Annotated in this window: 23 protein-coding genes, 1 tRNA gene and 1 other RNA gene; 16 read left to right on the top strand and 9 right to left on the bottom strand. The window is 41.5% G+C overall.

Annotation, left to right across the window (positions count from 1 at the left end):
• Window positions 1-105 precede the first annotated feature (105 nt).
• The 6 genes from A3I5_RS0105275 (at window position 106) to A3I5_RS0105300 (ending at window position 4,781) form a co-directional block, all read left to right on the top strand.
• Window positions 106-945: a helix-turn-helix domain-containing protein gene (locus tag A3I5_RS0105275; protein ID WP_018373580.1), complete on the top strand. Its 840-nt coding sequence runs from the start codon at window positions 106-108 to the stop codon at window positions 943-945.
• 9 nt (window positions 946-954) lie between these two features.
• Window positions 955-1,509, top strand: coding sequence for a CDP-diacylglycerol--glycerol-3-phosphate 3-phosphatidyltransferase (gene pgsA, locus A3I5_RS0105280; RefSeq protein WP_018373581.1), 555 nt, complete (start codon window positions 955-957; stop codon window positions 1,507-1,509).
• Window positions 1,509-2,342: an energy-coupling factor ABC transporter ATP-binding protein gene (locus tag A3I5_RS0105285; protein WP_018373582.1), complete on the top strand. Its 834-nt coding sequence runs from the start codon at window positions 1,509-1,511 to the stop codon at window positions 2,340-2,342. The genes pgsA and A3I5_RS0105285 overlap by 1 nt, the downstream gene beginning before the upstream one ends.
• The gene (locus A3I5_RS0105290; RefSeq protein ID WP_018373583.1) at window positions 2,318-3,160 is read left to right on the top strand and encodes an energy-coupling factor ABC transporter ATP-binding protein; all 843 of its coding nucleotides are present in this window, start codon (window positions 2,318-2,320) and stop codon (window positions 3,158-3,160) included. Before A3I5_RS0105285 ends, A3I5_RS0105290 begins: the two co-directional genes overlap by 25 nt.
• Window positions 3,153-3,947: an energy-coupling factor transporter transmembrane component T family protein gene (locus A3I5_RS0105295; RefSeq protein ID WP_018373584.1), complete on the top strand. Its 795-nt coding sequence runs from the start codon at window positions 3,153-3,155 to the stop codon at window positions 3,945-3,947. The genes A3I5_RS0105290 and A3I5_RS0105295 overlap by 8 nt, the downstream gene beginning before the upstream one ends.
• 153 nt (window positions 3,948-4,100) lie before the next feature.
• The gene (locus A3I5_RS0105300) at window positions 4,101-4,781 is read left to right on the top strand and encodes a LysM peptidoglycan-binding domain-containing protein (protein WP_018373585.1); all 681 of its coding nucleotides are present in this window, start codon (window positions 4,101-4,103) and stop codon (window positions 4,779-4,781) included.
• Window positions 4,782-4,823: 42 nt separating this feature from the next.
• Here the strand turns inward: A3I5_RS0105300 and A3I5_RS0105305 are convergent, their stop codons facing one another.
• From A3I5_RS0105305 to sdaAB, 4 genes are read right to left on the bottom strand one after another with little or no spacing between them, the layout of a single operon-like run.
• Window positions 4,824-5,453: an HAD hydrolase-like protein gene (locus tag A3I5_RS0105305; RefSeq protein WP_018373586.1), complete on the bottom strand. Its 630-nt coding sequence runs from the start codon at window positions 5,451-5,453 to the stop codon at window positions 4,824-4,826.
• The gene (locus A3I5_RS0105310; RefSeq protein ID WP_018373587.1) at window positions 5,434-6,030 is read right to left on the bottom strand and encodes a histidine phosphatase family protein; all 597 of its coding nucleotides are present in this window, start codon (window positions 6,028-6,030) and stop codon (window positions 5,434-5,436) included. Before A3I5_RS0105310 ends, A3I5_RS0105305 begins: the two co-directional genes overlap by 20 nt.
• A 4-nt stretch (window positions 6,031-6,034) precedes the next feature.
• The gene (gene sdaAA / locus A3I5_RS0105315; RefSeq protein ID WP_018373588.1) at window positions 6,035-6,904 is read right to left on the bottom strand and encodes an L-serine ammonia-lyase, iron-sulfur-dependent, subunit alpha; all 870 of its coding nucleotides are present in this window, start codon (window positions 6,902-6,904) and stop codon (window positions 6,035-6,037) included.
• Between the two features lie 8 nt (window positions 6,905-6,912).
• Window positions 6,913-7,587, bottom strand: coding sequence for an L-serine ammonia-lyase, iron-sulfur-dependent subunit beta (gene sdaAB, locus A3I5_RS0105320; RefSeq protein ID WP_018373589.1), 675 nt, complete (start codon window positions 7,585-7,587; stop codon window positions 6,913-6,915).
• 522 nt (window positions 7,588-8,109) lie between these two features.
• On the opposite strand from sdaAB, the gene mnmA reads away from it, so the two are divergent.
• The 7 genes from mnmA to A3I5_RS0105355 all read left to right on the top strand — a co-directional run bounded on the left by mnmA (window position 8,110) and on the right by A3I5_RS0105355 (window position 16,292).
• A complete protein-coding gene (gene mnmA, locus A3I5_RS0105325) occupies window positions 8,110-9,231 on the top strand; it encodes a tRNA 2-thiouridine(34) synthase MnmA (RefSeq protein ID WP_018373590.1) in 1,122 nt (373 codons plus the stop codon).
• Between the two features lie 200 nt (window positions 9,232-9,431).
• The gene (locus A3I5_RS0105330) at window positions 9,432-9,887 is read left to right on the top strand and encodes an NUDIX hydrolase (protein WP_018373591.1); all 456 of its coding nucleotides are present in this window, start codon (window positions 9,432-9,434) and stop codon (window positions 9,885-9,887) included.
• 4 nt (window positions 9,888-9,891) lie between these two features.
• Complete coding sequence (mnmG, locus tag A3I5_RS0105335; RefSeq protein ID WP_018373592.1) at window positions 9,892-11,805, top strand: tRNA uridine-5-carboxymethylaminomethyl(34) synthesis enzyme MnmG; 1,914 nt, start codon at window positions 9,892-9,894, stop codon at window positions 11,803-11,805.
• Between the two features lie 264 nt (window positions 11,806-12,069).
• Entirely contained in the window at window positions 12,070-14,043 is a 1,974-nt protein-coding gene (locus A3I5_RS0105340; RefSeq protein ID WP_018373593.1) for a DHH family phosphoesterase, read from the top strand.
• Window positions 14,044-14,052: 9 nt separating this feature from the next.
• Window positions 14,053-14,505, top strand: coding sequence for a 50S ribosomal protein L9 (gene rplI, locus A3I5_RS0105345; protein WP_018373594.1), 453 nt, complete (start codon window positions 14,053-14,055; stop codon window positions 14,503-14,505).
• 152 nt (window positions 14,506-14,657) lie between these two features.
• Window positions 14,658-16,013 (top strand): replicative DNA helicase, encoded by a 1,356-nt coding sequence (gene dnaB / locus A3I5_RS0105350; protein ID WP_018373595.1) that lies wholly within the window; start codon window positions 14,658-14,660, stop codon window positions 16,011-16,013.
• Window positions 16,014-16,292: a Veg family protein gene (locus A3I5_RS0105355; protein ID WP_018373596.1), complete on the top strand. Its 279-nt coding sequence runs from the start codon at window positions 16,014-16,016 to the stop codon at window positions 16,290-16,292.
• Window positions 16,293-17,085: 793 nt separating this feature from the next.
• On the opposite strand, the gene A3I5_RS0105360 is transcribed toward A3I5_RS0105355, so the two are convergent.
• Window positions 17,086-18,303 (bottom strand): amidohydrolase, encoded by a 1,218-nt coding sequence (locus A3I5_RS0105360; protein WP_018373597.1) that lies wholly within the window; start codon window positions 18,301-18,303, stop codon window positions 17,086-17,088.
• A gap of 166 nt (window positions 18,304-18,469) precedes the next feature.
• On the opposite strand from A3I5_RS0105360, the gene A3I5_RS0105370 reads away from it, so the two are divergent.
• The gene (locus A3I5_RS0105370) at window positions 18,470-18,742 is read left to right on the top strand and encodes a hypothetical protein (protein WP_145955201.1); all 273 of its coding nucleotides are present in this window, start codon (window positions 18,470-18,472) and stop codon (window positions 18,740-18,742) included.
• A gap of 54 nt (window positions 18,743-18,796) precedes the next feature.
• On the opposite strand, the gene A3I5_RS0105375 is transcribed toward A3I5_RS0105370, so the two are convergent.
• The 4 genes from A3I5_RS0105375 to A3I5_RS0105385 all read right to left on the bottom strand — a co-directional run bounded on the left by A3I5_RS0105375 (window position 18,797) and on the right by A3I5_RS0105385 (window position 20,915).
• Window positions 18,797-18,869 (bottom strand) — tRNA-Lys (locus tag A3I5_RS0105375).
• A non-coding RNA gene (gene ssrS, locus A3I5_RS12270) (6S RNA) lies at window positions 18,870-19,065 on the bottom strand.
• Between the two features lie 73 nt (window positions 19,066-19,138).
• Window positions 19,139-20,431 carry a replication-associated recombination protein A gene (locus tag A3I5_RS0105380; protein ID WP_018373600.1) on the bottom strand — a complete coding sequence of 431 codons (1,293 nt, stop codon included), beginning with the start codon at window positions 20,429-20,431 and terminating at the stop codon, window positions 19,139-19,141.
• A complete protein-coding gene (locus A3I5_RS0105385; protein WP_018373601.1) occupies window positions 20,424-20,915 on the bottom strand; it encodes a GNAT family N-acetyltransferase in 492 nt (163 codons plus the stop codon). The genes A3I5_RS0105380 and A3I5_RS0105385 overlap by 8 nt, the downstream gene beginning before the upstream one ends.
• Before the next feature lie 365 nt (window positions 20,916-21,280).
• Here A3I5_RS0105385 and A3I5_RS0105390 point away from each other — a divergent pair, with 365 nt between their 5' ends.
• Window positions 21,281-21,865 (top strand): TlpA family protein disulfide reductase, encoded by a 585-nt coding sequence (locus A3I5_RS0105390; RefSeq protein ID WP_018373602.1) that lies wholly within the window; start codon window positions 21,281-21,283, stop codon window positions 21,863-21,865.
• A gap of 2,138 nt (window positions 21,866-24,003) precedes the next feature.
• The coding region (locus A3I5_RS13055) for an isopeptide-forming domain-containing fimbrial protein (protein ID WP_428835812.1) at window positions 24,004-25,753 on the top strand (1,750 nt) is incomplete at its 3' end.

The following is a 25,753-nucleotide window of genomic DNA, read 5'->3' on the forward strand; positions in this document are numbered from 1 at the left end:
GATTGTTCTGGTGGGTAGAGTGTCTTAGATGATGCAAACACTAGACTTTCATGGTATCTTGGACGTTTTAGGTTTTACTTGAGATTTTCTTGGAAGGAGGAATAAATGGCAGAGCTGACAATTGGTCAAGTTTTAAAAGCTGCTCGTGAGGATTTACAGATCAGTATTTCGGATGCTAATCGCCACCTGAAAACGCATAGGCGCTATATCAGAGCACTAGAGAAAGACCAATTTGAAACTATTCCAGGAAATAATCAGGCTAGAAAGCTATTGGTTAGGTATGCTGAATTTCTAGAACTTGATGTTGAAATGATAATGGATGCTTTTGACTCACATAGCCGATTGAGAGTTTATGAAGTTGGGGCTGATAAACCAAGATATGTCAGGTCAAAATTAGGTCGTTCAGGTCAGTCGCATTGGGGAGATGTTCTACTGATTCTACTTTCTTTAGTTATTCTCAGCTTTATAGGATATACTGTTTGGAGTTACCAACAAAGTGACGAACAGACAAGCATAGTTGACAATGAGCCAACTTTAACAGAGCCAACTGTGTCTGAGGTAGTCGAAAGCAAAACTGATGAGGCATCTCAATTTCCAACAGAAACAAGTGAAACGCAAGACACTCAATCGTTAGACATTACCTTGACACCAACTGTAAACCCTACGACTATCACTGTAAATCAGGCACCTGATAAGATTGAGTTGACACTTTCTGTCAAAGATTCAGAAAGTTGGGTAGCAGTTTCTAACACAGAGTTAGCAAGTGGAATAACTCTGTCTGCTGAGGAACAGACAGCAACCGTTTTAATTGACAAGATGTTGACGCCTTCTGTCATTCTTTCTATAGGTGTCGTCAAGGGTTTAAAGTTGACAATAAATGGGCAGAATATCGATTTGTCATCTATAACTGTTCAACCGACTGCACTGACTCTTTACTTTAACTAGAGGTGAAAAATGTTTGAAAAATACACAACTAAAGAAAACTTTCCCAATTTTTTAACGGTTATCAGGATTATCATGATTCCGATTTTTCTTCTAATTTTAAGTGTTTCGGATAGCTTATGGGCACATGTGATCGCAGGGATTATTTTTGCGGTGGCTAGCTTTACCGATTATTTGGATGGCTACTTGGCTCGAAAATGGGGTGTCGTGACTAATTTTGGTAAGTTTGCGGATCCGTTGGCTGATAAGATGCTCGTTATGTCGGCCTTTATCATGCTAGTGGAGCTAGGATTTGTTCCGGGCTGGGTAGCTTCTCTCATCATCTGTCGCGAATTGGCTGTAACTGGCTTACGCTTGCTTCTGGTAGAGCAAGGTGGTGAGGTTCTTGCGGCTGCTATGCCAGGCAAGATTAAAACCTTTACGCAGATGTTTGCTATTATCTTCCTGCTCTTTCACTGGAGTTTGCTGGGGCAAATTTTCCTCTATGTTGCGCTCTTTTTTACCCTCTATTCGGGCTATGATTATTTCAAGGGTGCTAGTTTCTTGTTTAAGGATACCTTTAAGTAATGGCTATTATTGAAGTAAAAAATTTGACTTTCAAGTACGATCAAGACAGCGATCATTACACGCTTAAAGACGTCTCGTTTCACGTGAAACAGGGTGAGTGGCTCTCCATTATTGGGCACAATGGATCTGGAAAATCAACCACCGTCCGCTTGATTGACGGGCTATTAGAAGCTGAATCAGGTGAGATTTACATTTTAGGAGATTTATTAACACCTGAAAATGTTTGGGAAAAACGGCATCAAATCGGTATGGTTTTTCAAAATCCAGATAACCAATTTGTGGGTGCAACGGTTGAGGACGATGTTGCCTTTGGTCTGGAGAATCAGGGCATTCCTTTACAAGAAATGAAGGATCGTGTCAACCAAGCTCTTGAATTGGTTGGTATGAGTGACTTTAAACAAAGGGAACCTGCTCGATTGTCAGGTGGTCAGAAGCAGCGTGTTGCTATTGCAGGGGTTGTGGCTCTTAGACCTAAAATCATTATTTTGGACGAAGCGACATCGATGCTTGATCCAGAAGGAAGACTTGCCTTAATTGAAACAGTCAAACGGATCAAGGAACAATATGGTATAACAGTGATATCAATCACACATGATTTAGATGAAGTTGCCTTGAGTGATCGTGTTTTAGTCATGAAAAAGGGACAGGTTGAATCAAGTAGTGTTCCTAGCAAACTTTTTGCTCGTAAGGATTTACAACTATTGGGCCTTGACTTTCCCTTTACTCAGCATTTAAAAGACTCATTAAACCAAGCTGGTTTTGAATTACCAGATACTTACTTTAGCGAAAAGGAATTACAAGAGAAATTATGGGAATCCATCTCCAAAATGTAAGCTATACCTATCAAGCGGACACACCTTTTGAAGGGCGTGCGCTTTTTGATGTCGATTTAAGCATTGAAGATGGTTCTTATACAGCTTTGATTGGGCACACTGGCAGTGGCAAATCAACAATATTGCAACTGATGAACGGCTTGATTAAGCCAACCAGTGGACAGGTGCATATTGATAATTTTGTGATTACACCAGATTCGGTGGACAAGGACATTAAGCAAGTTCGTAAAAAGGTTGGTCTTGTTTTTCAATTTGCGGAAAGCCAGGTTTTTGATGAAACAGTTTTAAAGGATGTCGCTTTTGGTCCACAAAATTTTGGCGTTTCAAAGGAAGAGGCTGAGCGAATAGCTCATGAAAAACTGGCTATTGTTGGTATTTCGGAGGAACTCTTTGAGCGTAGCCCATTTGAACTCTCAGGTGGTCAAATGCGTCGGGTAGCCATTGCGGGTATTTTGGCTATGGAGCCTCAAATATTAATTTTGGATGAGCCTACAGCAGGATTGGATCCAGCGGGTCGAAGAGAGTTGATGGCTATTTTTAAAAGATTACATGAGGATGGTCTGACGATTGTTTTGGTGACCCATTTGATGGACGATGTGGCAAATTTTGCAGACAAAGTTTATGTGATGGCTAAAGGTCAATTGGTTCAATCGGGCTCTCCAAGTGATGTTTTTCAAGATGTCGATTTTATGGACAGCATTCAGTTAGGTGTTCCGAAAGTGACGAAATTTGCTCTAGGTCTTGCTAAATTAGGGCATCATTTTGCTCGCTTGCCAATAACGATCTCAGAATTAACGGAGGCCTTGACACATGGATAAATTGATTTTAGGCCGCTATATTCCTGGGAACTCCCTCATTCATCGACTGGATCCACGCGCTAAACTCTTAGCTATGATGATTTTTATTGGTATTATCTTTTGGGCAAATAATCTGTGGACCAATCTTATTGTCTTTACCTTTGTGTTTAGTCTAGTTTTTCTTTCAAAAATCAAGTTATCATACTTTCTTAATGGGTTAAAACCAATGATCGGATTGATTCTCTTTACGACGCTCTTTCAGGTCTTTTTTACCAAGGGTGGGGAGATTTATTGGTCTTTCTGGATTTTTCAAATAACCAGTTTTGGCATTAAACAAGCAGGGATTATTCTGACACGCTTTATCCTGATTATTTTCTTTTCAACTTTACTGACATTGACAACAATGCCACTTAGCCTTGCAGATGCAGTGGAGTCGCTTTTAAAGCCTTTAGCATTTTTTAAAGTTCCTGTGCATGAGCTGGGTCTTATGCTTTCGATGAGCCTAAGATTTGTTCCGACACTAATGGATGATACACAACGCATTATGAACGCACAGAGGGCGCGTGGGGTAGATTTTAATGAAGGAAATTTGATTCAAAAAGTTAAAGCGATTATTCCTATTTTGATTCCTCTGTTTGCTTCGTCCTTCAAACGTGCGGATGGCTTAGCGATTGCTATGGAAGCGAGAGGTTATCAAGGGGGAGAGGGAAGAACTAAATACCGCCAACTTTCATGGAAATTGACAGATAGCTTGACAATAGTAACAATGGTTTTGATAGGATTGACACTCTATTTACTAAAATATTGACAGCAATGTCAATGGGAAGCATGAAAGTGCCTAAAAAAGTGTATTCTTCGTTAAATCAATATGTAAACGTAATTTTAGTAACAGAGATGTTACCTAATCGTAACAATTAATGTGTATGATAAAATGGTGAAAATAAAAAAATAGGAGCATATCATGCACTTTTTAAAAGATTTCAGTCTTAAGACTGCTTTGATCGGTTTGGCAGCATTTGCCGCACTGTTCACAACTTCATCAGCTCAGGCGGATGAAAAAGACAATACTTCAAAAAAAGAAGACGAAAAAACTTATACAGTAAAAGCTGGTGACACTTTGTCACAAATTGCTAAAGATCACAATCGGGAACTTGACTATCTCATTGCTCTTAATGAGATAAAAAATTCGGATCATATTGATGTCGGTCAGGAGATAAAGTTGGGAGATGGTGAGAAATTATCAGAAGGTAAGACGCTTCCTAGAGTAAAAGCAGTGTATACTGTCCAAGCTTCTTCTACAAGTGCAACAACAGTCTCATCATTTGTTTCCACTGCAACACCTACTTATTACACACCTGCTTCAGCTAGTGGAGGTGTAGTTCTGTCAAATGGTAATACAACAGGTGCTACTGGAGCATATGCAGCTCAACAAATGGCTGCTGCCACTGGTGTTCCTGCATCAACTTGGGAGCATATTATTGCTCGTGAGTCTAATGGTCAAGTAGATGCTTATAATTCTTCAGGAGCTTCAGGCCTTTTCCAAACAATGCCAGGTTGGGGATCTACAGCTACTGTTGAGGATCAAATCCAGTCTGCTCTGAATGCTTACAATGCACAAGGTTTGTCGGCTTGGGGTTACTAGGACTCGAAACTGTCTATTAAATCAATAAAAAGCGTTGAGACTTTAAAGAGTTTCAACGCTTTTTATAATATCTAGAGGGGCATCTATTAGCAAATCTGCTCCGCTTTTTAGCAACTGATTGGCAGATCCGAACCCCCAAGTAACGCCAATTGTTTTGGTTCCGACTGACTTCCCACCAATCATATCATAATGAGTGTCTCCAATCATGATGGCTCGTTTTGGTGAAATCTGACAGGTCTTCATTCCACGGGTTAAGATATCTGCTTTATGGTCATTGTTAAGCGAACCAAAAATTGCTGTAAATTTATTGTCAATCTTAAAATCACTGAGCATCTGTATAGCCATTGGTTCATGTTTAGAGGTTGCAACATAAAGTCGGTGCCCTTCGTTTGCAAGGTAGTCAAGCATTTCTAATATGCCATCGTAGAGTTTCGCTTGAGTTATCCCGAAATTTTTATAGTATACCCGATAAGCGGCAACAGCTGTCTCAACAAATGTCTCATCTCCGAAATGAGAAAAACTTGCCTCAAGAGGTGGTCCAATAAAGGTTTTTAGTACTTCGAGACTTGGAACTTCCATCTTAAGCTCTGTAAAGGTTTGTGTAAAGCTATTAATAATTCCCTCGGAACTGTCAACCAAGGTCCCATCGAGGTCAAAGAAGAGGTGTTTCATGGATTGTCTCCTGTAAAATATCGTATAAAGTAATGGATTGGCAAGAGTTGGCGACGAAATCAAATCGAACGATGAATGGAAAGAGATGCTTGATCTGTTGAAATTGCTCTAATTGAAAGTTTGATTGGTAGTGATTGACAATGGTTGACAGGGCTGTTCCATGACTGGCAACGATTAGATTTTGACCAGGATGCTTTGAGATAATAGCCTCTAAGGCTCGAATGTTTCTCTCTTGAACTTGATTTAAACTTTCTCCATCTGACAAGCGATAGGAAAAATCTTCCCACTGTTTTTTGGCAAAAGCATTGAAATCCTCAATCCAAACACTGTCAATCTTGCGTTCTCGGAAGTCCTGTTCGATTTGTAAAGGGAGATCAAGTTTATCTGCTAAATCTTTGACCGTATCAACAGCCCTTTTGTAAGGACTGGAGTAAACCTTGTCAATCTTTTTGTCAAGAAAGAAGTGCGTTACTTTTAGACTGTCTTTCATTCCCTTTTCAGTCAGTTCGCGATTGAAATCGTCATGATTTCGATAATTAGGCTCTGCATGGCGGACGAAATAAATAGTTGTTTTCATAAAGCTATCCAAAAATTTCTTGTGCAAGACGTTGTCCAGTTGGGGTAGCAGCCAGACCACCTTCGGCTGTTTCTCTGAAGGCATTTGGCATGGCTGATCCGACTTGGTACATGGCGTTGACAACTTCGTCAACGGGGATTTTGGATTCAATACCTGCTAAAGCCATGTCAGCAGCGACAAATGCAAAACTAGCGCCTAGGGCATTACGCTTGACACAGGGAACTTCGACCAGTCCAGCTACTGGATCACAGATGAGTCCCAGCATGTTCTTAATAACAAAAGCGATCGCTTGGCTAGCTTGGTAGGCTGTTCCTCCTGCTGCCATTACTAAAGCAGCTGCTCCCATGGCTGAGGCAGAACCAACCTCAGCTTGACAACCGCCTTCTGCCCCTGAGATTGAGGCATTGTTAGCAATGACAAGGCCAAAAGCTCCTGCTGTAAAGAGGAAGTCCAGCTGGTCTTCTTTTGAAAGATTTAATTTTTCAGTTGCTGCTGAGATAATGGCTGGAATACATCCAGCTGAACCAGCCGTTGGTGTAGCACAGACTAGTCCCATCTTAGCGTTGAGTTCGTTGACAGCCATGGCGTTACGAGCAGCTGAGATAACGGTATAATCTGATAAAGCCTTGCCAGCCTTGATGTAGCGGTCTAGCTTAGCAGCGTCTCCTCCTGTCAAGCCTGAGACGGATTTACTGTCTGTGAGGCCATCTTTGACGGAAGCTAGCATGACGTCTAGGTTTCGGGTCATGAGTGCCATCACTTCTTCTCTTTCGCGGCCTGAGAGCTCGAATTCTGTCTCGATCATGAGTTCAGCAACGGAGCCATTTTTGAGCTTTTCCGCCTGTTGGACTAGTTCTTTAATGGTGTAAAACATAACATCTCCTATCCAAAGAAATTGATATTGTGCAGATGAGGAATATTTCGAATTTCTGAAATGGCTTGGTCACATTCGCGAGAATCTACCTCAATAATCATAATGGCTTTTTCTCCGGCTTTTTCACGGGTTACATTCATCTGGGCAATGTTAATATCGTATTTAGACAAACAATCGGTGACATGGGCAATCATGCCTGGGACATCCTGATGAACAACGATGATCGTTGGTGTATTCATATTGAGGTTGACAGCGAAGCCATTGAGCTCCGTCACTTGGATATTTCCACCACCGATAGAAATACCTGTCGCAGATAGTGATTTTTCAGCGTTTCGAATAATAATCTTAGTGGTATTAGGGTGCGGAGCGTTAGATGAATCTTTATTAATCTTCCAGTAAATCTTGATATTGCGCTCTCTAGCGATGTCAAGGGCATTAGGGATGCGAGGGTCATCGGTGTCCATACCAAGAATCCCAGCAACAAGAGCGACATCTGTTCCATGGCCGCGATAGGTCTTGGCAAAGGAATTAAAGAGTTGAAACTCAACTTCGGTTGGTGTTTCTCCGAAAATTGCTGAGACGATCTTGCCGATACGCACAGCACCAGCGGTATGACTTGATGATGGTCCGATCATGACAGGGCCAATAATATCAAAGACAGATTGGAATCTTAAGTGGTTCATACGAGTTTTCTCCATAAAATAATGTTCGTCTTTATCATACCACAAATTAGAAGCTTTGTATTGTGAGGCTGGTTGAGAATCATGCCAAATCTATGAGGAAAATCAATCATTAGAAACGGTGAGTGTGTATTTTGGGGATTTTAAACCTCATATTTCGATAGAAAATCAGCGTCAATGACTGGAAAACGGTAAATTTCTTTAAAGAAAGCAGCATTTCTTCTGATTTTTATAGCTGATTTTGGATATTTCAGGATATTTTACTCATTTTCAAAAATACTAGGAGAACTTTTTAATCCATCTGTTCTGAATTGAGAATGTAAAGATTTTCGCTTGAAAATTTGGCGTCCTCTTTTTTTCGTGTTATAATGAAGGGTATTCAGATACGGTTTTCAAACTGTTTTCTTTGAACACATCGAAATACGACCTTCAAATCGTTATTTCAAAAGGAACATCAGAAAATATGGAAATTTCAATGAGATTTTCAGTTTTTTGCTGTATCTTAACGAAAGATGGGAGAAAATCATGAGTGATAACTCTAAAACACGCGTTGTTGTCGGTATGAGTGGTGGTGTGGATTCGTCAGTGACAGCCCTTTTGCTCAAGGAACAGGGCTATGATGTGATTGGCATCTTCATGAAAAACTGGGACGACACCGATGAAAATGGCTACTGTACAGCCACAGAAGATTATAAGGATGTTGCTGCGGTAGCAGATCAAATCGGCATCCCCTACTACTCGGTCAATTTTGAAAGGGAATACTGGGACCGCGTTTTTGAATATTTCCTAGCCGAATATCGAGCCGGGCGGACACCGAATCCAGATGTCATGTGCAATAAAGAAGTTAAGTTCAAGGCTTTCTTGGACTATGCGATGGATTTGGGAGCCGATTATGTCGCAACGGGGCATTATGCCCAGATAGCGCATGATGAGGACGGGACGGTTCGCATGCTTCGTGGCAGGGATAATAATAAAGATCAAACTTATTTTTTAAGTCAATTATCTCAAGATCAATTGCAAAAGACCATGTTTCCATTAGGGCACTTGGAAAAATCAGAGGTTCGAGCCATTGCAGCGCGTGCAGAACTTGTGACCGCTAAGAAGAAAGATTCTACAGGGATCTGCTTTATCGGTGAGAAAAACTTCAAGGAATTTCTGGGCCACTATTTACCAGCTCAATCGGGTCGCATGATGACCTTGGATGGCAAGGATATGGGCGAACATGCTGGTCTTATGTATTATACTATCGGGCAGCGTGGTGGACTTGGCATTGGTGGCCAACAAGGTGGGGAAAATGAACCTTGGTTTGTGGTTGGTAAAGACCTGTCTCAAAACATTCTCTATGTCGGCCAAGGCTTCTATCATAAACACTTGATGGCAGATAGTCTTCAGGCTAGCCAGATTCACTTTACTAAGAGCATGCCTGAGGAATTTACCCTCAACTGTACTGCCAAATTCCGCTATCGTCAACCTGATGCGGCTGTGACGGTTCATGTTAAGGGGGATCGGGCTGAGGTGGTTTTTGCAGAAGATCAACGAGCCATTACACCAGGTCAGGCTGTCGTCTTTTATGATGGTGCCGAATGCCTTGGTGGTGGCATGATTGACAATGCCTTTAAAGACGGTGTTGTGAGGCAGTATATATAAGGAACTTGTTCACAGCCAAAGGACTATATTATAATTAAGCTGTTGAAATAAATTGACAAATCTTTATATTCTGTTACAATATAGAGCAGGTAATTCTATGAAGGTCAAAGCTCGTAGTCTTGCAGGTTTTTGGTCTGCAATTCAATAGCTTTGATTTTTTGTGTTGTAAAGTAAATGTCAATGTGTCAAGGAGGTGTCAAGTGAGTCAAGATTTTAGAACGAGAATAGATAATCAGGTGTTTGGTGTCAGGGCAAGTGGGCTCATTATCAAAGATGATCAGATTTACCTTTACAGAGATGACCGAGGTGGTTATTATGTCGTTGGTGGTGCTGTTGCTGTCGGAGAAACGACTGAAGAAGCAGTTAAACGTGAAATTCTGGAGGAGATCGGACTTGAAGTGCAGATTGAAAAACTCGCTTTTATCGTTGAAAACCAATTCTGTCAAGGAGATGTCAACTTTCACAACATTGAGTTTCACTATCGTGTTACTCCTCTCTCTTTACCAAATCAGACTCTGATGGAAGACGGGAAAACGATGGCCTGTGAGTGGGTAAAACTTGACAATGTTGACAAGATTGACATTCGACCAGCCTTTTTAAAGACAGCTTTAAAAAATTGGAATGGGCAAGTGACCCATATTATTAATAAAGGATAAATTTATGAAACACACATTTACAGAAGATTATGATGTGGTGGTGATTGGTGCAGGACATGCGGGTGTTGAAGCAGCCTTAGCTGCTAGCCGCATGGGTTGTCGTGTCTTACTAGCTACGCTCAGCATTGAAATGGTGGCCTTTATGCCATGTAACCCGTCTATTGGTGGTTCGGCCAAAGGAATTGTGGTCCGTGAGATTGATGCTCTGGGTGGCGAAATGGGTAAGAATATTGACAAGACTTACATTCAAATGAAGATGCTCAATACGGGTAAAGGCCCAGCTGTTCGTGCCCTTCGTGCCCAAGCTGACAAGGAGCTTTACAGCCGTGAAATGCGTCATACAGTGGAAAATCAGGAAAACTTAATTTTGCGTCAAACCATGATCGATGAAATCTTAGTGGAAGATGACCGAGTAATTGGTGTTCGTACGGCGACGAATCAAAAGTTTTCGGCCAAGACGGTTGTGGTGACTACGGGGACTGCTTTGCGTGGTGAGATTATCATTGGGGATCTTAAATATTCGTCAGGACCGAACAATAGTCTGGCTTCAATTGCTCTTGCGGATAACTTGCGTGATTTGGGCTTTGAAATTGGACGCTTCAAAACGGGAACGCCCCCTCGCGTTAAGGCTTCTTCGATTAACTACGAGGCAACAGAAATTCAACCAGGTGATGATAAGCCTAATCATTTCTCTTTCCTGTCTAAGGATGAGGACTATGTGACTGATCAGGTACCATGCTGGCTGACCTATACGAATCAGACTAGTCATGACATCATTAATGCCAATCTCCACCGAGCGCCGATGTTTTCAGGGATTGTCAAAGGGGTTGGTCCACGTTATTGCCCATCTATTGAGGACAAAATTGTTCGTTTTGCGGATAAAGAGCGCCACCAGCTTTTCTTAGAGCCTGAAGGGCGTCATACTGAGGAGGTTTATGTCCAAGGGCTGTCAACCAGCCTTCCTGAGGATGTGCAAAAGGAGTTGCTTCACTCTATCGTAGGCTTGGAGAATGCTGAAATGATGCGAACTGGCTATGCCATCGAATATGATATGGTCATGCCTCATCAGTTGCGAGCGACTCTTGAAACCAAGAAAATTTCGGGTCTCTTTACAGCAGGTCAAACCAACGGAACATCGGGATATGAAGAAGCTGCTGGCCAGGGCTTAATTGCTGGTATCAATGCGGCCCTCAAAGTTCAAGATAAGCCAGAATTGATTCTTAAGCGCAGCGATGGTTATATTGGGGTTATGATTGACGATCTTGTCACAAAAGGAACAGTTGAACCTTATCGCCTTCTGACTTCTCGTGCAGAATACCGTTTAATCCTCCGTCATGACAATGCAGATATGCGATTGACGCAGATGGGACGTGACATCGGTCTAGTAGATGACGACCGTTATCAGCATTTTCTAGCTCATAAAGAAGCATTTGACAGGGAGTTGACACGCCTTGGCAGTATTAAACTTAAGCCAATAGCTGAAACTAATGCTAAGATTCAGCTTCTTGGTTTCAAACCTTTGACGGATGCTATGACAGCCAAAGAATTTATGCGTCGACCAGAAGTGAGTTATGCAGATGTCATTCAGTTTATCGGCCCAGCTGAGGAAGAACTCTCCGCCAGAACGATAGAGCTTCTGGAGACCGAAATTAAGTACGAAGGTTACATTGCTAAGGCACTGGATCAGGTTGCTAAAATGAAACGGATGGAAGAAAAACGTATTCCAGCAGATATTGACTGGGATGATATTGACTCTATCGCTTCTGAGGCCCGTCAAAAATTCAAGATGATCAATCCAGAAACAATTGGTCAGGCCAGCCGTATTTCAGGTGTTAATCCAGCTGATATCTCTATTTTGATGGTTTATTTGGAAGGACGCAGTCGATCCATTTCGAAAAAGCAGTTGAGTAAAGAGTAGGTTGACAAGATGTTTACATAGTTTACACTGTTAAGAAAGTGACACAGCTAGCTATGATGTTGTTACTCTCAAAGCATATAGTTGTTAAAATTAGGTTGTAGAGATCTTGGTTAGTAATTCGAAAAGAAATAATAATCTACAATTTTAAAAATGTCTTTTGGCTGTTGTGCCAAAAGGCGTTTTTCATATGTTTGTCGTGGAACATCTGCTCAAGCATAGCTTTTTTGGTCTAAATATGGTAAAATAGCGCCTAAGAGGAAAAAAATGAAACCATTTCGATTTGCTAACATTCATTTTCTGTTGATAGGGTTATTAGCCTTTGGGCTTTTGGCCACCGCTATTAACCTGCTTTCCAGCCAAGCTATTCTACTGCTTCTGGCTTTCTTTGTTGTAGCTTGTTTTGTCATACTCTTAGTTTATCAAAATAAAATTTATGTCCTAGATGAGCTTGAAAAAATCAAATATGTCAACCACCAAGCCGAAAACAGCATGACATCACTCCTTGAGAATATGCCTGTAGGGGTCATCAAGATGACTCCTGAAGAAGATGAGGTGGAGTGGTTTAACCCCTTTGCTGAGATCATTTTCACCAAGGAAGATGGGGAATTTGACTACGCACGCTTTAAGGAAATTATGTCGGTTGGTCTTGATAAATCTAGGATCTATGCTCACTTTTCTGGCAAGCGCTACATCGTGCATTCTGATGAGCCCAATAATCTCTTCTACTTTTTTGATGTGTCTTCAGAGTATAAAGCCAATCAAGAAGTGACCAGTCTGAGACCTGTTATTGGGGTTATCGGGGTTGATAACTATGATGATTTGGAGGATACGATTTCAGACTCCGACATCAGTCAGGTCAATAGTTTTGTGGCAAACTTTGTTACAGAATTTACGGATAAGCATCAGATCTTCTACCGCCGTGTTGGTATGGATAGGTTTTATTTGATTACAGATTACGGTGTCTTGGAACAGTTGATTGAGGATAAATTTTCAGTCATCAATCAGTTTCGGACAGCGGCTAAAGAACGAGAACTTCCACTGACTCTCAGTATGGGCTTTGCTTATGGCAATCATGACCATAGTGCGATTGGACAGCTGGCGATCCAGAACCTTAATATGGCCGAGGTTCGAGGCGGAGACCAAGTTGTTATCCAAGAGAGCGGTGAGAATAAGGCGCCGATGTACTTTGGTGGCAACTCTGTATCAATGGTGAAGCGAACACGTACGAGAACTCGTGCGATGATGTCAGCTATTTCAGATAAGATTCGCTCAGTTGATCAAGTCTTCATTGTGGGGCATCAGCATCTAGACATGGATGCACTAGGATCCGCCATTGGGATGCAGCACTTTGCGCAAAATATCATGCCTAATGCCTATACGGTTTATGACGGGAAGGATATGTTTAGTGACATTGCGCGTGCAATCGCTCGTCTCAAAGAGGAAGAAACGGAAAAGCTAGTCACAGTTGAAGAAGCCATGGATATGGTAACACTGCAGTCTCTCCTGATTATGGTGGATCATTCGAAAACGAGCCTTACTTTATCTAAGGAACTTTACGAACAATTTAGTCAAGTCATCGTTGTTGATCATCATCGTAGAGATAGTGATTTTCCGGAGAACGCTGTTATCAGCTACATTGAAAGTGGAGCTAGCAGTGCTTGTGAATTAGTGACAGAATTGCTCCAATTTCAAGCAGGGAAGAAAAAGCGTCTGACACGCTTACAGGCAAGCCTTTTAATGGCTGGGATTATGCTGGACACCAAGAATTTCTCATCTCGCGTGACCAGTCGTACTTTTGATGTGGCGAGTTATCTGAGAAGTTGCGGTAGCGACAGTGTCGAAATTCAAAATATTTCAGCGACGGATTTTGATGAGTACCGAGAAGTGAATGAACTTATTTTAAACGGACAGCGTGTGCGCCCGGAGGTTATTGCTGCTAAGGCAGACAATGGCAAAGTTTACGACCGTGTGGTGATGAGCAAGGCAGCAGATACTATGCTGACCATGTCTGGTATAGAGGCAACATTTGTCCTCTGTCAAACTGAAGACGGAGAAGTCGCTATTTCGGCTCGGAGCCGCAATAAAATCAATGTTCAAAAAATCATGGAAGATATGGGTGGCGGTGGTCATTTTGGACAGGCTGCTGCCCAGATTCAGGATCAGACTTTGGAACAGGTTTATAACACCCTGATGGATCACATTTCTAAGATTTCACTAGAAAATACGACAGAGGAATAGGAGTTTACCATGAAAGTTATTTTTTTAACAGATGTCAAAGGCAAGGGAAAAAAGGGAGAAATCAAGGAAGTTCCTACTGGCTATGCCCAAAACTTCTTGATTAAGAAAAACCTAGCAAAAGAAGCGACTGCTCAAGCTATTGGTGAGTTGCGCGGTCAAGAAAAGGCTAAAGAAAAAGCGCATGCCGAGCTTGTTGCTGAAGCGGAGGTCATCAAGGCTCAACTCGAAAAAGAAGCAACTGTGGTGACGTTTAACGAAAAAGTTGGACCAGATGGGCGTACCTTTGGCTCTATTACCAGTAAAAAGATTACAGAAGAGCTGGAAAAACAGTTTGGTATCAAGATTGACAAACGTCATATCAAGTTAGATCATCCGATTCGTGCCTTAGGCTCAATTGATGTTCCAGTTAAAATTTACCAAGACATCAGCAGTGTGATTCGTCTTTACATCAGCGAGGCTTAGGACTTGCAGCCATAGAAAAGACTTTATTTCACTACTTACGCGTTATTAAAAGGCTGTTTTGATTATCGAAGAAATGCTATTGTCACTCTAAGCGTGTTGCTTGTGAATACGAGTTCTAAGTAAATCTCAGATATTATGGAAAGGAGGTTATCATGGCAGATTTAGAAGAGCTGCGCGTGCAACCGCAAGATATCCTAGCAGAACAATCTGTCCTCGGAGCTATTTTCATTGATGAAAGCAAGCTTGTGTTTGTCCGTGAATATATTGATGCTAGAGATTTCTTTAAATACGCTCATCAGCTGATTTTTCAAGCTATGGTAGCCTTAACAGAACGTGGCGATGCCATTGATGCAACGACAATTCGTAACTATCTGGCTGATAAGGGAGACCTACAAAATATCGGTGGCATCAGTTATCTGGTTGAGGTCATCAACTCGGTGCCAACCTCTGCCAATGCGGAATACTATGCCAAGATCGTTGCAGAAAAGGCTAGTCTGCGTCGCTTGATTGAAAGTCTGACTGAGTCCATTAATAAGGCTTATGAGGCTTCGGAAGGCTCAGATGATATCATTGCTCAGACGGAGAAGTCGCTCATTGACATCGGTGAAGGAGCCAGTCGAAGTGGCTTTAAGCGCATTGATGATATTCTCAACCTTAACTTTGAATCCTTGGAGAAGCGTTCTCAGCAGACATCAGAGATTACTGGTATTGCCACAGGCTATCCTGATCTTGATCAGATGACAACAGGACTTCATGAGGAAGAATTGATTATCTTAGCAGCCCGTCCTGCGGTTGGTAAGACAGCTTTTGCCCTTAATATTGCTCAAAATATTGGTACAAAACAGGATAAGACGGTTGCTATTTTCTCCTTGGAGATGGGGGCGGAAAGCTTGGTAGACCGTATGTTGGCAGCCGAGGGCGTGATTAATTCGCATTCTCTGCGTACGGGTCAACTAACCGAGGAAGAATGGCAGAAAGTGACCATGGCTCAGGCTCAGTTAGCTAGGGCGTCCATTTATATTGATGACACACCTGGTATCAAGATTACGGAGATCCGTGCCAGATCTCGGAAGTTAGCTCAGGAAACAAAGAACTTAGGTTTGATTCTGATTGACTACTTGCAGCTGATCACAGGTACTGGTCGTGAAAATCGTCAACAAGAGGTTTCTGAGATTTCACGTCAGCTCAAGATTTTGGCCAAAGAACTGAAAGTACCAGTCATTGCGCTAAGTCAGCTGTCTCGTGGTGTTGAACAGCGGCAGGATAAGCGACCAGTCTTATCTGACATTCGTGAATCAGGATCGATTGAGCAAGATGCGGATATTGTTGCCTTTCTTTACCGTGAGGATTATTACGATCGTGGCGATGATGAGGATGCTATTCCTGATAATACGGTCGAAGTTATTATTGAGAAGAACCGCTCTGGGGCGCGTGGGACTGTTAAACTCAATTTCCTGAAAGAATACAATAAATTTTCAAGCATATCAAGAAGAGAGGATGGCTATTAAATGAGTGATGCATTTACAGATGTTGCAAAAATGAAGAAAATCAAGGAAGATATTAAAAATAACGAAGGCAAACTGGTCGAATTGACCCTTGAAAATGGCCGTAAACGTGAGAAAAATAAGATTGGTCGATTGACTGAGGTTTATCAATCGCTCTTTATCGTTGAGTACGAAGATGAAACCAAGCCAGTCGGCGATGCTTCTCGTATTTACGTTGAATCTCATACTTATTCTGATATATTAACGGAAAAAACCCTGATTCGCTATATCGAATCAGAGTAAACAATAGCGACAGAAACGTTGACAATGATGTCAATGTTTTTTTGCATTGTTCAAGTAATGGTCTCGAACAATAGTGATAATTTAGGAATTTTTGACTTTAAAAAATAATTAGTTAGGAAAACACTGTAAACATAGTTGTCAATATCTTGTAAAAATATAGATATACTAAAATGAAACAAAGTAAGGTGCTACTTCTTCAAAAAGTGGAGGACGGATTGGCCTATCTTTCTGAAACGAAGTGTTTTACTCTTGATTATTGCTCAATAAAATCAAAGGCAACATTTCTGCAATGCTTAGAGGTCTTCCGCTTTAGAGGAGCTTAAGCAAAGAGAGTAGAAAATATCAATTGGGTATAAGAACTTGTATTCACAATAAGGTGTGGGCGAAGCCATCATGCTGGTCTGTCCCACTCCCAGATGTTCCACCTATGCGATAGCTATCCAAGAGTTGCACACTACAAAGATACAAAGGCCGTTTAAAAATGCGATGGAAAATAAGGGAGTGACTGATGAGTCTGAAGACTCAAGGAAACTCACGCATTTTACCGAGCATTTTAGGCCGTGTTCAGTTAGTCAGCAAACGATTGGAGACAGCGAACCGCTGAGTAGGGTTCTAAAAGTTGATTTATCAGTGTATTAGGGACCACTCAGTAGTGGTTCATTGGAGCTAAAGCACCTACCTAATGATCTTTGCAGGGGTAAGACTAAGTTGGCATAGCCAACAAGCCTTACCCCTAACCACTGCGTCTTGCAAGGAAATTAGAGAAATAAGCGAGTCTGGGATTACTTTTGTCTCACACTCTCCCCAAATAGCATAATACTGCGACAATTGCAGCTTCTGTGCCTGTTCTGAGGGTGGGTTGGATAGCGGGTGCGAATTTTGGATTGTGGTTGGCGTGGGTTTCTTGGTCTTCTGTGAAGCCTCCAAATCCCCAGTAGAGGTAAGGAATCCCTAGGGCACGTGGTATGTAGGAAAAATCTTCTGAAGCAGTCATGGGGTGATAGGTCGCTACTCGTTCTTTACCTAGATGAGTCTCAAATGCCTCAGTCACCTCAGCTGTAATGTTAGGGTCGTTATCTGTCGAAGGATAACGGTCAAAGATTTTAATCTCAGGTTCTTTGGTGCAACCTCCTGCCTCACATTCCGCATGGACAATCCGCTTAATGCTGTCAATGACTTGCTGCTGAATTGTTTCATCATACGTTCTGATATTGACTAGTAAGGTTGCTGTATCTGGGATAATATTGGCTTTCAAGCCTGCCTGAAAACTGCCAACAGATACTACTGCAAATTGAAACGGGTCGATTTCGCGGGAAACAATGGTCTGTAGTTTCATAACGATGGAGGAGCCGATGACAATTGGATCCAAGCTCAAATGCGGCATGGAACCATGTGATCCTCGGCCATAAATCGTGATTTTAAGTGATGCGGCGCTGGACAAAAATGGACCAGATAGAGTCCCGACTTTTCCTGCCACAGGCTCTGTCAGGACATGCTGACCTAAAGCCACTTCTGGGTGTGGGATTTTCTCAAATAGGCCATCCGCTATCATGGCTTTGGCACCAGCAGCCAATTCTTCACCTGGTTGAAAGAGGGCAATATAAGTTCCCTGCCATTCGTCTAGGTGCGTAGCTATAGCCCAGGCTGCTCCTAGTCCTGCTACGATGTGAACATCATGACCACAGGCATGCATGACTGGAACGGTGTTGCCAGTTAAGTCTTCCATCGTAACTTCTGAAGCATATTCCAGACCCGTTTCTTCTTTAATTGGTAATCCATCCATATCCGCACGAAAAAGGACTGTTGGCCCCTCTCCATTTTTCAAGACACCGACCACCCCACCACCAATCATCTGTGTTTCATAGCCATAGTCCTGTAAAATATGAAAAATAAACTGCGTCGTTTGCTTTTCTTGCATGGATAATTCTGGATGACGATGAAGATGCTTGTAAGTCTCCTCCTGCCATTTTTGAATGTTATCTAATGATGCTAATATGTGTTGAACTGACATCCCTTTCCCTCCTTTACAATATCAATGCCAAACCCTAATCATCTTTAATCTATATAATTAGTATAGCACAATGTCGTAAGGAAGTGAAAAGGCTGTCTTTTGAGGTTAAGAAAAAGTCTGTTGATGAAGAAAAGTTTTCTGGTTATGAGGGAGCTTGGAGAAGGATATGGCTTACATTAAGGGGGATGCTTTTATACAAAAGGTTAAATGGTACTTTAAAAGATCTACAAGCGAGAACAGGAGAAATTTTATGAGGAAAATCATCGGTTTGGGTGTTATTGGTCTTTTAGTTGCTTGTGAAAATAATAATATGAATGGTGTTTATCGTGAATTTTATCCAAATTTAGAAGAAACTTGGTATGAAGATATGGATCAATTTAACAAATTATCTGTTAGTGCGGAAAAATCGAGAAACGGGCACAGTCACGGGCACAACTGAAAATGAGTAGCAAAAAAGCCTGATTTGACAGGCTTTCTAGTATAAAATTTCTTATACCCCCTGCAGGGCTCGAACCTGCGACCCATAGATTAAGAGTCTACTGCTCTACCAACTGAGCTAAGGAGGCATATTTGCTGTATTGGTGCCGGTGATTCACGATTTGTATTGAACCCGCGCGAATTAGCAGGTGGGCGACTCGCTCTAACTTAAGCTGCTTCCGCGTGAAACGGCCTGCATGCTGTTAGATGACTTGTGTCTCCCAGATAAATACAAAAATTTGTTCGGTCAACACTGATGTATGAATTCGTACACCACAGCAATCATTATATATTATATATTACCACTTTTTTTAAAAATTTCAAGAGAAAATTTTAAAATTAGAAAACGTTAACAAGTTTACCCTTTGTCGCCTGCCTTTCTAGCTTGTTTCAACTCTTGTATTTTTTCTAGAGTTAGAGCGAGGGCTCGCTCGTATTTGCCTGTCTCATTTGGTGTGAAATAACGAGCATTTTTGAGTCTGTCTGGCAGATACTGCTGGTCAACCCATTTTTCAGGATAGCTATGAGGATAGAGATAGCCGGTGGCATTGCCTAATTCCTTGCTGCCAGAGTAGTGTCCATCACGCAAGTGTCTAGGAATGGGTAAGGCTCCGTTACTACGAAGATCAGAGATTGCAGCATCCATAGCTGTGTAGGCTGAGTTGGACTTGGGCGAGAGTGCTAGATCGATGACCACATTGGCAATCAGAATTCGTGCCTCTGGAAAGCCAATCTTTTGGGCGGCATCAAGGGCTGTCACGGTATGCATCTGAGCTTCTGGATTGGCTAGTCCAATGTCCTCATAGGCAATGACTGTAAGCCGTCTGGCTAGGCTGGGAAGGTCGCCTGCTTCAATTAGTCTGGCCGCGTAATGCAGACTGGCGTCTACGTCAGACCCACGAATGGATTTTTGCAGAGCCGAGAGGACATCGTAATGACCGTCGCCATCTTTATCCATGGTAATATAGGATCTCTGGAGGCTATTTTCCACATCTTCTAACGTAATGCGAAGGGTACCATCTGAATCGGCTGTAGTGGAAAGTACCGCTAGTTCTAGGGAATTGTAGGCAGAGCGCAAATCACCGTTGGTTGCTGTCGCGATAAAGTCGAGGGCTTGCGGGGCTATTTCTACATCTAGATCGAAGCCTCTCTCCTTATTGGTTAAAGTCTCTGTCAGCGCTTGCTTGACTTGTTCAATGGTCAAGGGTTCGAGCTCAAAAATTTGGACGCGGCTACGAATGGCGGGTGTCACAGAGAAAAAAGGATTTTCGGTAGTAGCACCGATCATGGTGATGAGACCGCTCTCTAACAGGGGCAGGAGAAAATCTTGCTTCGTCTTATCTAGTCGGTGAATCTCATCAAGCAGGAGAATGAGCCCACCCGAAAATTTGGCCTCCTCAGCAATGGCTTGAAGGTCTTTTTTACTGTCAACAGTAGCGTTAAACGTCCGAAAGGCATATTTGGTTGTTCCAGCAATAGCAGCAGCGATGGAGGTCTTACCGATTCCTGGAGGCCCGTAGAGGATCATAGAAGACAGACGCTTGGCCTCAACCATGCGGCGAATAATCTTACCAGAGCCGACTAGGTGCTTTTGGCCGATGACTTGATCGATGTTTTGGGGGCGCATGCGGAGCGCGAGATTATCAAGCATCTTGACCCTCCAGCCATTTGCCATACATCAAATTGTCGTGGAAAACGCCATTGATGCGGAGGTTTCCCTCCAGTTTAGCTTCTAATTGAAAGCCCATTTTTTCGTAGAGGGCGATAGCAGAGCTATTACCGGCAGTTACGTGCATGGAAATCTTGAGAAAGTCCAGTGAATGAGCTAGTTCAAAAAAAGCTAGCAGCAGAGCTTTACCAACACCCTTGCCTTGAGCATTTGGGTGGACGGCAAGTCCAAAAGTTACGACATGATCGCCCTGTTCAAAGGGATACATGGGATTATAAGACAGCATGCCCAAGACCAGATCGTTTTCAACAGCTATCAGTATGTCTGCTCTTGAGCCGCGACGCTTCAAAATATCGTCAACCGTCCACTTTTGATCAAAAACAGGGGAGTTATAGGGTGTCCAGATATGATTTTGTAAAGCGAGGACTTGCTCATAATCTTTTTCAATGATGGTTCGAATTTGCATGAGACCTCCTTAAGACAAGTCAAATAAGAGTGAGTGTTTAAGTTCATTATATCACGATTGCCTCCTTTTACGCTGATTAACAAAATCAGAAACAGGACAAACGCATGAAAAACATTCTTTAGTAAAGTCGTATAGAAGACATGTTTACATTTAGGCACTCTTTTTGAGCCATTTTACTGCTGATATTAGGATAAATGAGGGTAAATTGATAATATAATATAATTGCTCCGTAACATTAATTTAATCTTTTTTCATCAAATTACAATATAAAAGTATTCAAATATTGCTTTTTTTGACAATATGTGTTAATCTGAAGTATCAGTTATTGTTTAAAAATCTATTTAGGAAAGGAGGAAGATACAAAAGTGATTAAATCAAAGCGGTGGCTTTTGGCTGCTGCTATGCTGACAGTCTTGGGAGCGCTTTTTTTTCTGGTTAAGCAAGAGACCGTAAAGCTTGATGCAGAAAATATATTTGCTAAGTCAGAAGAAAATAGCGAGACGCTTAATCGTGCTTTAAAGATGTTGGGTCAAGAGATGCCAAATTTCACAATGTTGACACCTGACCAGAAAGAAGTATCAATTGATTCGTTCACTGACAAGCCTATTTTACTTATTGAGTGGGCTTCTTGGTGTCCTTATTGTCAGGAACAACTTCCTGTCATTCAGGAAGTTTTTGATGAGCTAGGTTCTCAAATTCATTTTGTAGCGTTAAATGTTACAGATGGTAGAGAAGAGACACAGGCAACAGCTCAAAAATATTACTTAGAAGAAGGGTTCACCTTTCCATATTATTTAGATATTAATTCAAAAGTCGCTGATCAACTACAAGTTGAAACCATTCCTACTCTTTACATAGTAGACAAAACGAAAAAAATTAAAAGAATTTTTGTTGACCACCAATCAAAAGATCAATTAACCAAAGAACTAAAAACGGTTCTGAAGGAGTAGATCGAATAGTCATTTAGTGTAGCTTTAGATTAATAACTGATACGATACCCGAATGAGAAAGACATGAAGAAGTAAACACACAAGAATGACTGCCGACAATAGTGTCAATGAATAGAAGGAGAACGAAAGTGAAAGAAAAACTGCGTAAGCTATGGGTGAGTCTTGCAACTCTCTTTGTAGTCTTACCAAGCGCGACAAGTGTCTTAGCAACAACCGTTAACCCGACAACAGTGCCTGGGGAGCCTAAAATTAGTCGTGAGGGCTGTAAACGTGTTATTGAAAAGACAGAGAAGGTAGAATGGAAATTACCTCGTCAACCAATTGATTTGGTGATTCTGCAGGATGCCTCTGGTTCGTTTAGCGACACTATTGGTAGTGTAAAAAAAGCTTTGGTAGATTTAACAACGCCTACGACACTGGAAAAATACGATGAGAAGAATCCTCGTCTTGTTTTCACTAATGATGCAAAGACAACAGACAGAGTGTTTGTTTCATCATATCAGGGTGTTAATAATGTTAAATATTATTCATCAAATAGGACTCGCGATTTTGCAAAAGAAGAACGTCGTGTGTCATACGCTTCGCAAGGTTGGCCTGGTTACAAGTATGAAAACTCTGGCTTATTGACAAATCAGTCCCAAGTGCACAGCTTTATTAATAAGATCAGTGTTGGTGGTGGTACACCGACAGTTCCGGCTATTGATGATGTCCTTAAAGACTATGAGACCGCTAAGTTAAAAGGTGGTGGTATGGCCAACAACCGTAAGACAGTGTTCCTTTTAGTCACAGACGGGGTTGCTAATGCCTATAGGGATAGCTCTGATAACAAGGTCTACGTTGATGTAAGTAATAAGAGATTGAACAGTTCCGGCTATTCAGCCAATAATTTTTATGAAGGTGCTCAAGATTACCTTACAAGATCTAAAGAGTTAAAAGCCGCTGGTGATAGAATTAAGAAAGCCATTGGGAGTACTGGGACAGTAGTTGTTGGTTTCTGGGAAGATGTTAACAGTCAGAAAGGGCAATATAAAAACGGTGCTTATGAGTCAAAAGGTCTTGATCCAAATGATTCACGCTCTGTTCAAAGTATTTTCCATGAAGCTCTTAAAACTGTTGCATCACCAGATAAAGAGGTCAACGGAGCCAAAGCTTCCTTCTATGTCAATGAGCAATCAGATGCTAAACGTTTTTCGGATAGGATCTTAAAAGCTGTAACAGCAGCTTTAGTGAAGGAGAATGTTGAAGGTCAGTTTACAGTTACAGACGGTTACTCTGTAGATGCGGTCCGTATCAATGGGAAGACTGTTGTAGACAAAGTTACTGATGAGAAGACACAAGTTCTTGGTAAGGTAACACAAGATGGTAACAAAGTCACTATCTCAGTTCCTGAAAGTATCTTTAATCCAGGTGATAATAAGTTTGATTACGACTTAGGTCGTGTAACAACTTCTGAAAATGTTGATGAAGATGATGAACAAGATCCTGCAGATGACTATAAGCCATCAAAAGAGAAGATTGAAGTTCCTCAATTAACAGGTAAATTTAAGGTTGGTGATTATGAATCAGCTGAAATTGGTGGTAAGGAACCAACAACTGTTGAAGTTGAAGAAATCAAATACTGTTACCCAAGTGCTACCAAGAAGATTGCAGACAATGATGCTGGCAATGATGCCGGTCAGGTTGAAGATCCGCTTGCCCTTTCTAAAAAGCCAGCCTATGCAGCTAACTTAACAACTGCTGAAGAAGGCTTTACCTATACAGTTAATTATCGCTTTAACAACTCCCCTTATGAGTGGAAAGAAAACGCCATGTTGGTGGATCCACTTGATTACCGCTTGGAAGTTGTTTCAGCTAACGTAGAAGACCTTTCAGGTTTAGGCCTCAACTACAAGGTTGAACAAACCACACAGAAAGATGCTTCTGGAAATGATCGAACAGTCCTCTACGCTCAGATTCCTAAAGCTCCTGGAGCTAAACCAGAAGAAGATAAAGGTTCTTATGATGGCTTAGTCTTCAAACAGGCACGTCTCATCGTCAAAGCTAAATTCAAAGAAGAGTTCCAGAAGCAAGGAACAGCGGACTATACTAAACTTCTTCAAGATAGTTCTGGATATGGTACAGCTAACCAAGCATCAATCATGTGGAATGGTGGTGAAACACCAAATGAAGCAGAGCATGCTGCAGATCCTGCTAATAATAAAAAGAGCAGTATCCGTCGTTCCAACGCTGTCTATGTGAAACCGCCAGTTAAGACTGAAATTAAAAAAGCGGTTAACCAAAAGGAACATGAAGATCTAAAAACATCAGATGAAGAATTTACCTATACCGTAACTTCTCCATGGCCTGGACCAGTACAATCATTCAAGCTTGAAGATAAGGTTGTTCCAGAGCTTGAGATCATTCCTAACAGTGCTACTGTGACTATTGGTAAGAACGATTACACTAGACAAGGTGCAACTGCTAAAGTTGAAGGTAATACGGTAACAGTTGACCTCAATAATGCTGAGACTATTAAAACGATTAACCGTCTTGTTCTTCGTCGAGACAAAAAAGGTGAGCAACAAGATATCGTTTTAACCTTTAAAGCTAAGATTCGTGACGGTGCAGATGTCAGCAAGTACATGAAGAATGGTGCTATCCGAGTTCCTAACACGGCTGATGTTATCTTGAACGGCGATGACCCGATTACTTCTAATGAAGTCACTGTAACGCCTCCAAAACCAAATGAGCCAGAAGTCACTAAGAAAATCAATGAAACACTTGATACTCTGACAACATTTGAAAACCTTCCTTATACTTACAACATTTTAACAACAATTCCAAACGACATGGCTTCTTATAAGAAGTTTGTGATTACTGATACACTCGATGATCGTCTGGAAGTTGCTGGTGAAGTAACCATTAAGGATAAAGCTGTTGCAGAATTCTTTACTATTGCAGTAGAAGGACAAAAAGTAACGGCTACCGTTAAGGAAGGCAAATTTGCAGATGTTGCTAAACTATCTCAAGTTGAGTTAATTATTCCTGCCAAAGTTAAAGCTGGGGTCACTAGCGCTACTATCGAAAATAAAGCTTCAATTGACTTTACAAATGTTAAGGGCGAAGACAAGCAAAAGGAAACCGATCCAGTAACTGTTACGACACCAGATCCATCTAAGAAGATCAACAAAACAGAAGATCACTTAGACATTAATAATGAATCACGTTACACTTACAACATTAAAGTAAGCTTGCCAACGGATATCGTTGATTACAAAGAATTTGTTATCTCTGATGAACTAGATGAAAAATTATCAGTATTCCCTGGTGAAACACCATCTATCACAGGTGCTGCAGCTGATTTCTTCGATGTTAAAGTTGAAGGACAAAAAGTAACAGCAACTATGAAGAACTTTGCAGGTGCTAAAGATTTAGCCGGTAAAGAAGTTGAATTAGTCATACCAGCTCAAATCAATAAGGGAGTGACAACGCCGCTGATTCCAAACACGGCTAAGATTGATTTCACCAATAAAGCTGATCAATCAGGTGACAAGGAAACTAAGCCAGTAACGGTAACGCCTCCAGGGGAAGAGCCAACAGTAACCAAGAAGATTAACAAGTCTCTTGAACACTTGGACACACTTCAAGAAGTGGATTACAACTATAACATTGTAACGAAACTTCCAAGTGACATCACTAGCTACAAGTCTTATGTGATTACAGATACGCTTGATAAAGACTTGGCTATCCAAGGCACACCAATNATTGNCGGTNATGCGGCTAAGTTCTTCGATGTTAAGGTTGATGGTCAAACAGTGACCGCAACTATGAAAGACTTCAAGGACGCTAAAGACTTGGCAGGTAAAGACGTTGAGTTGATTATTACGTCTCAAATCAAGGCAGGGGTGA

It is taken from the genome of Streptococcus merionis DSM 19192 (assembly GCF_000380085.1).
Taxonomy (GTDB): Bacteria; Bacillota; Bacilli; order Lactobacillales; family Streptococcaceae; genus Streptococcus; species Streptococcus merionis.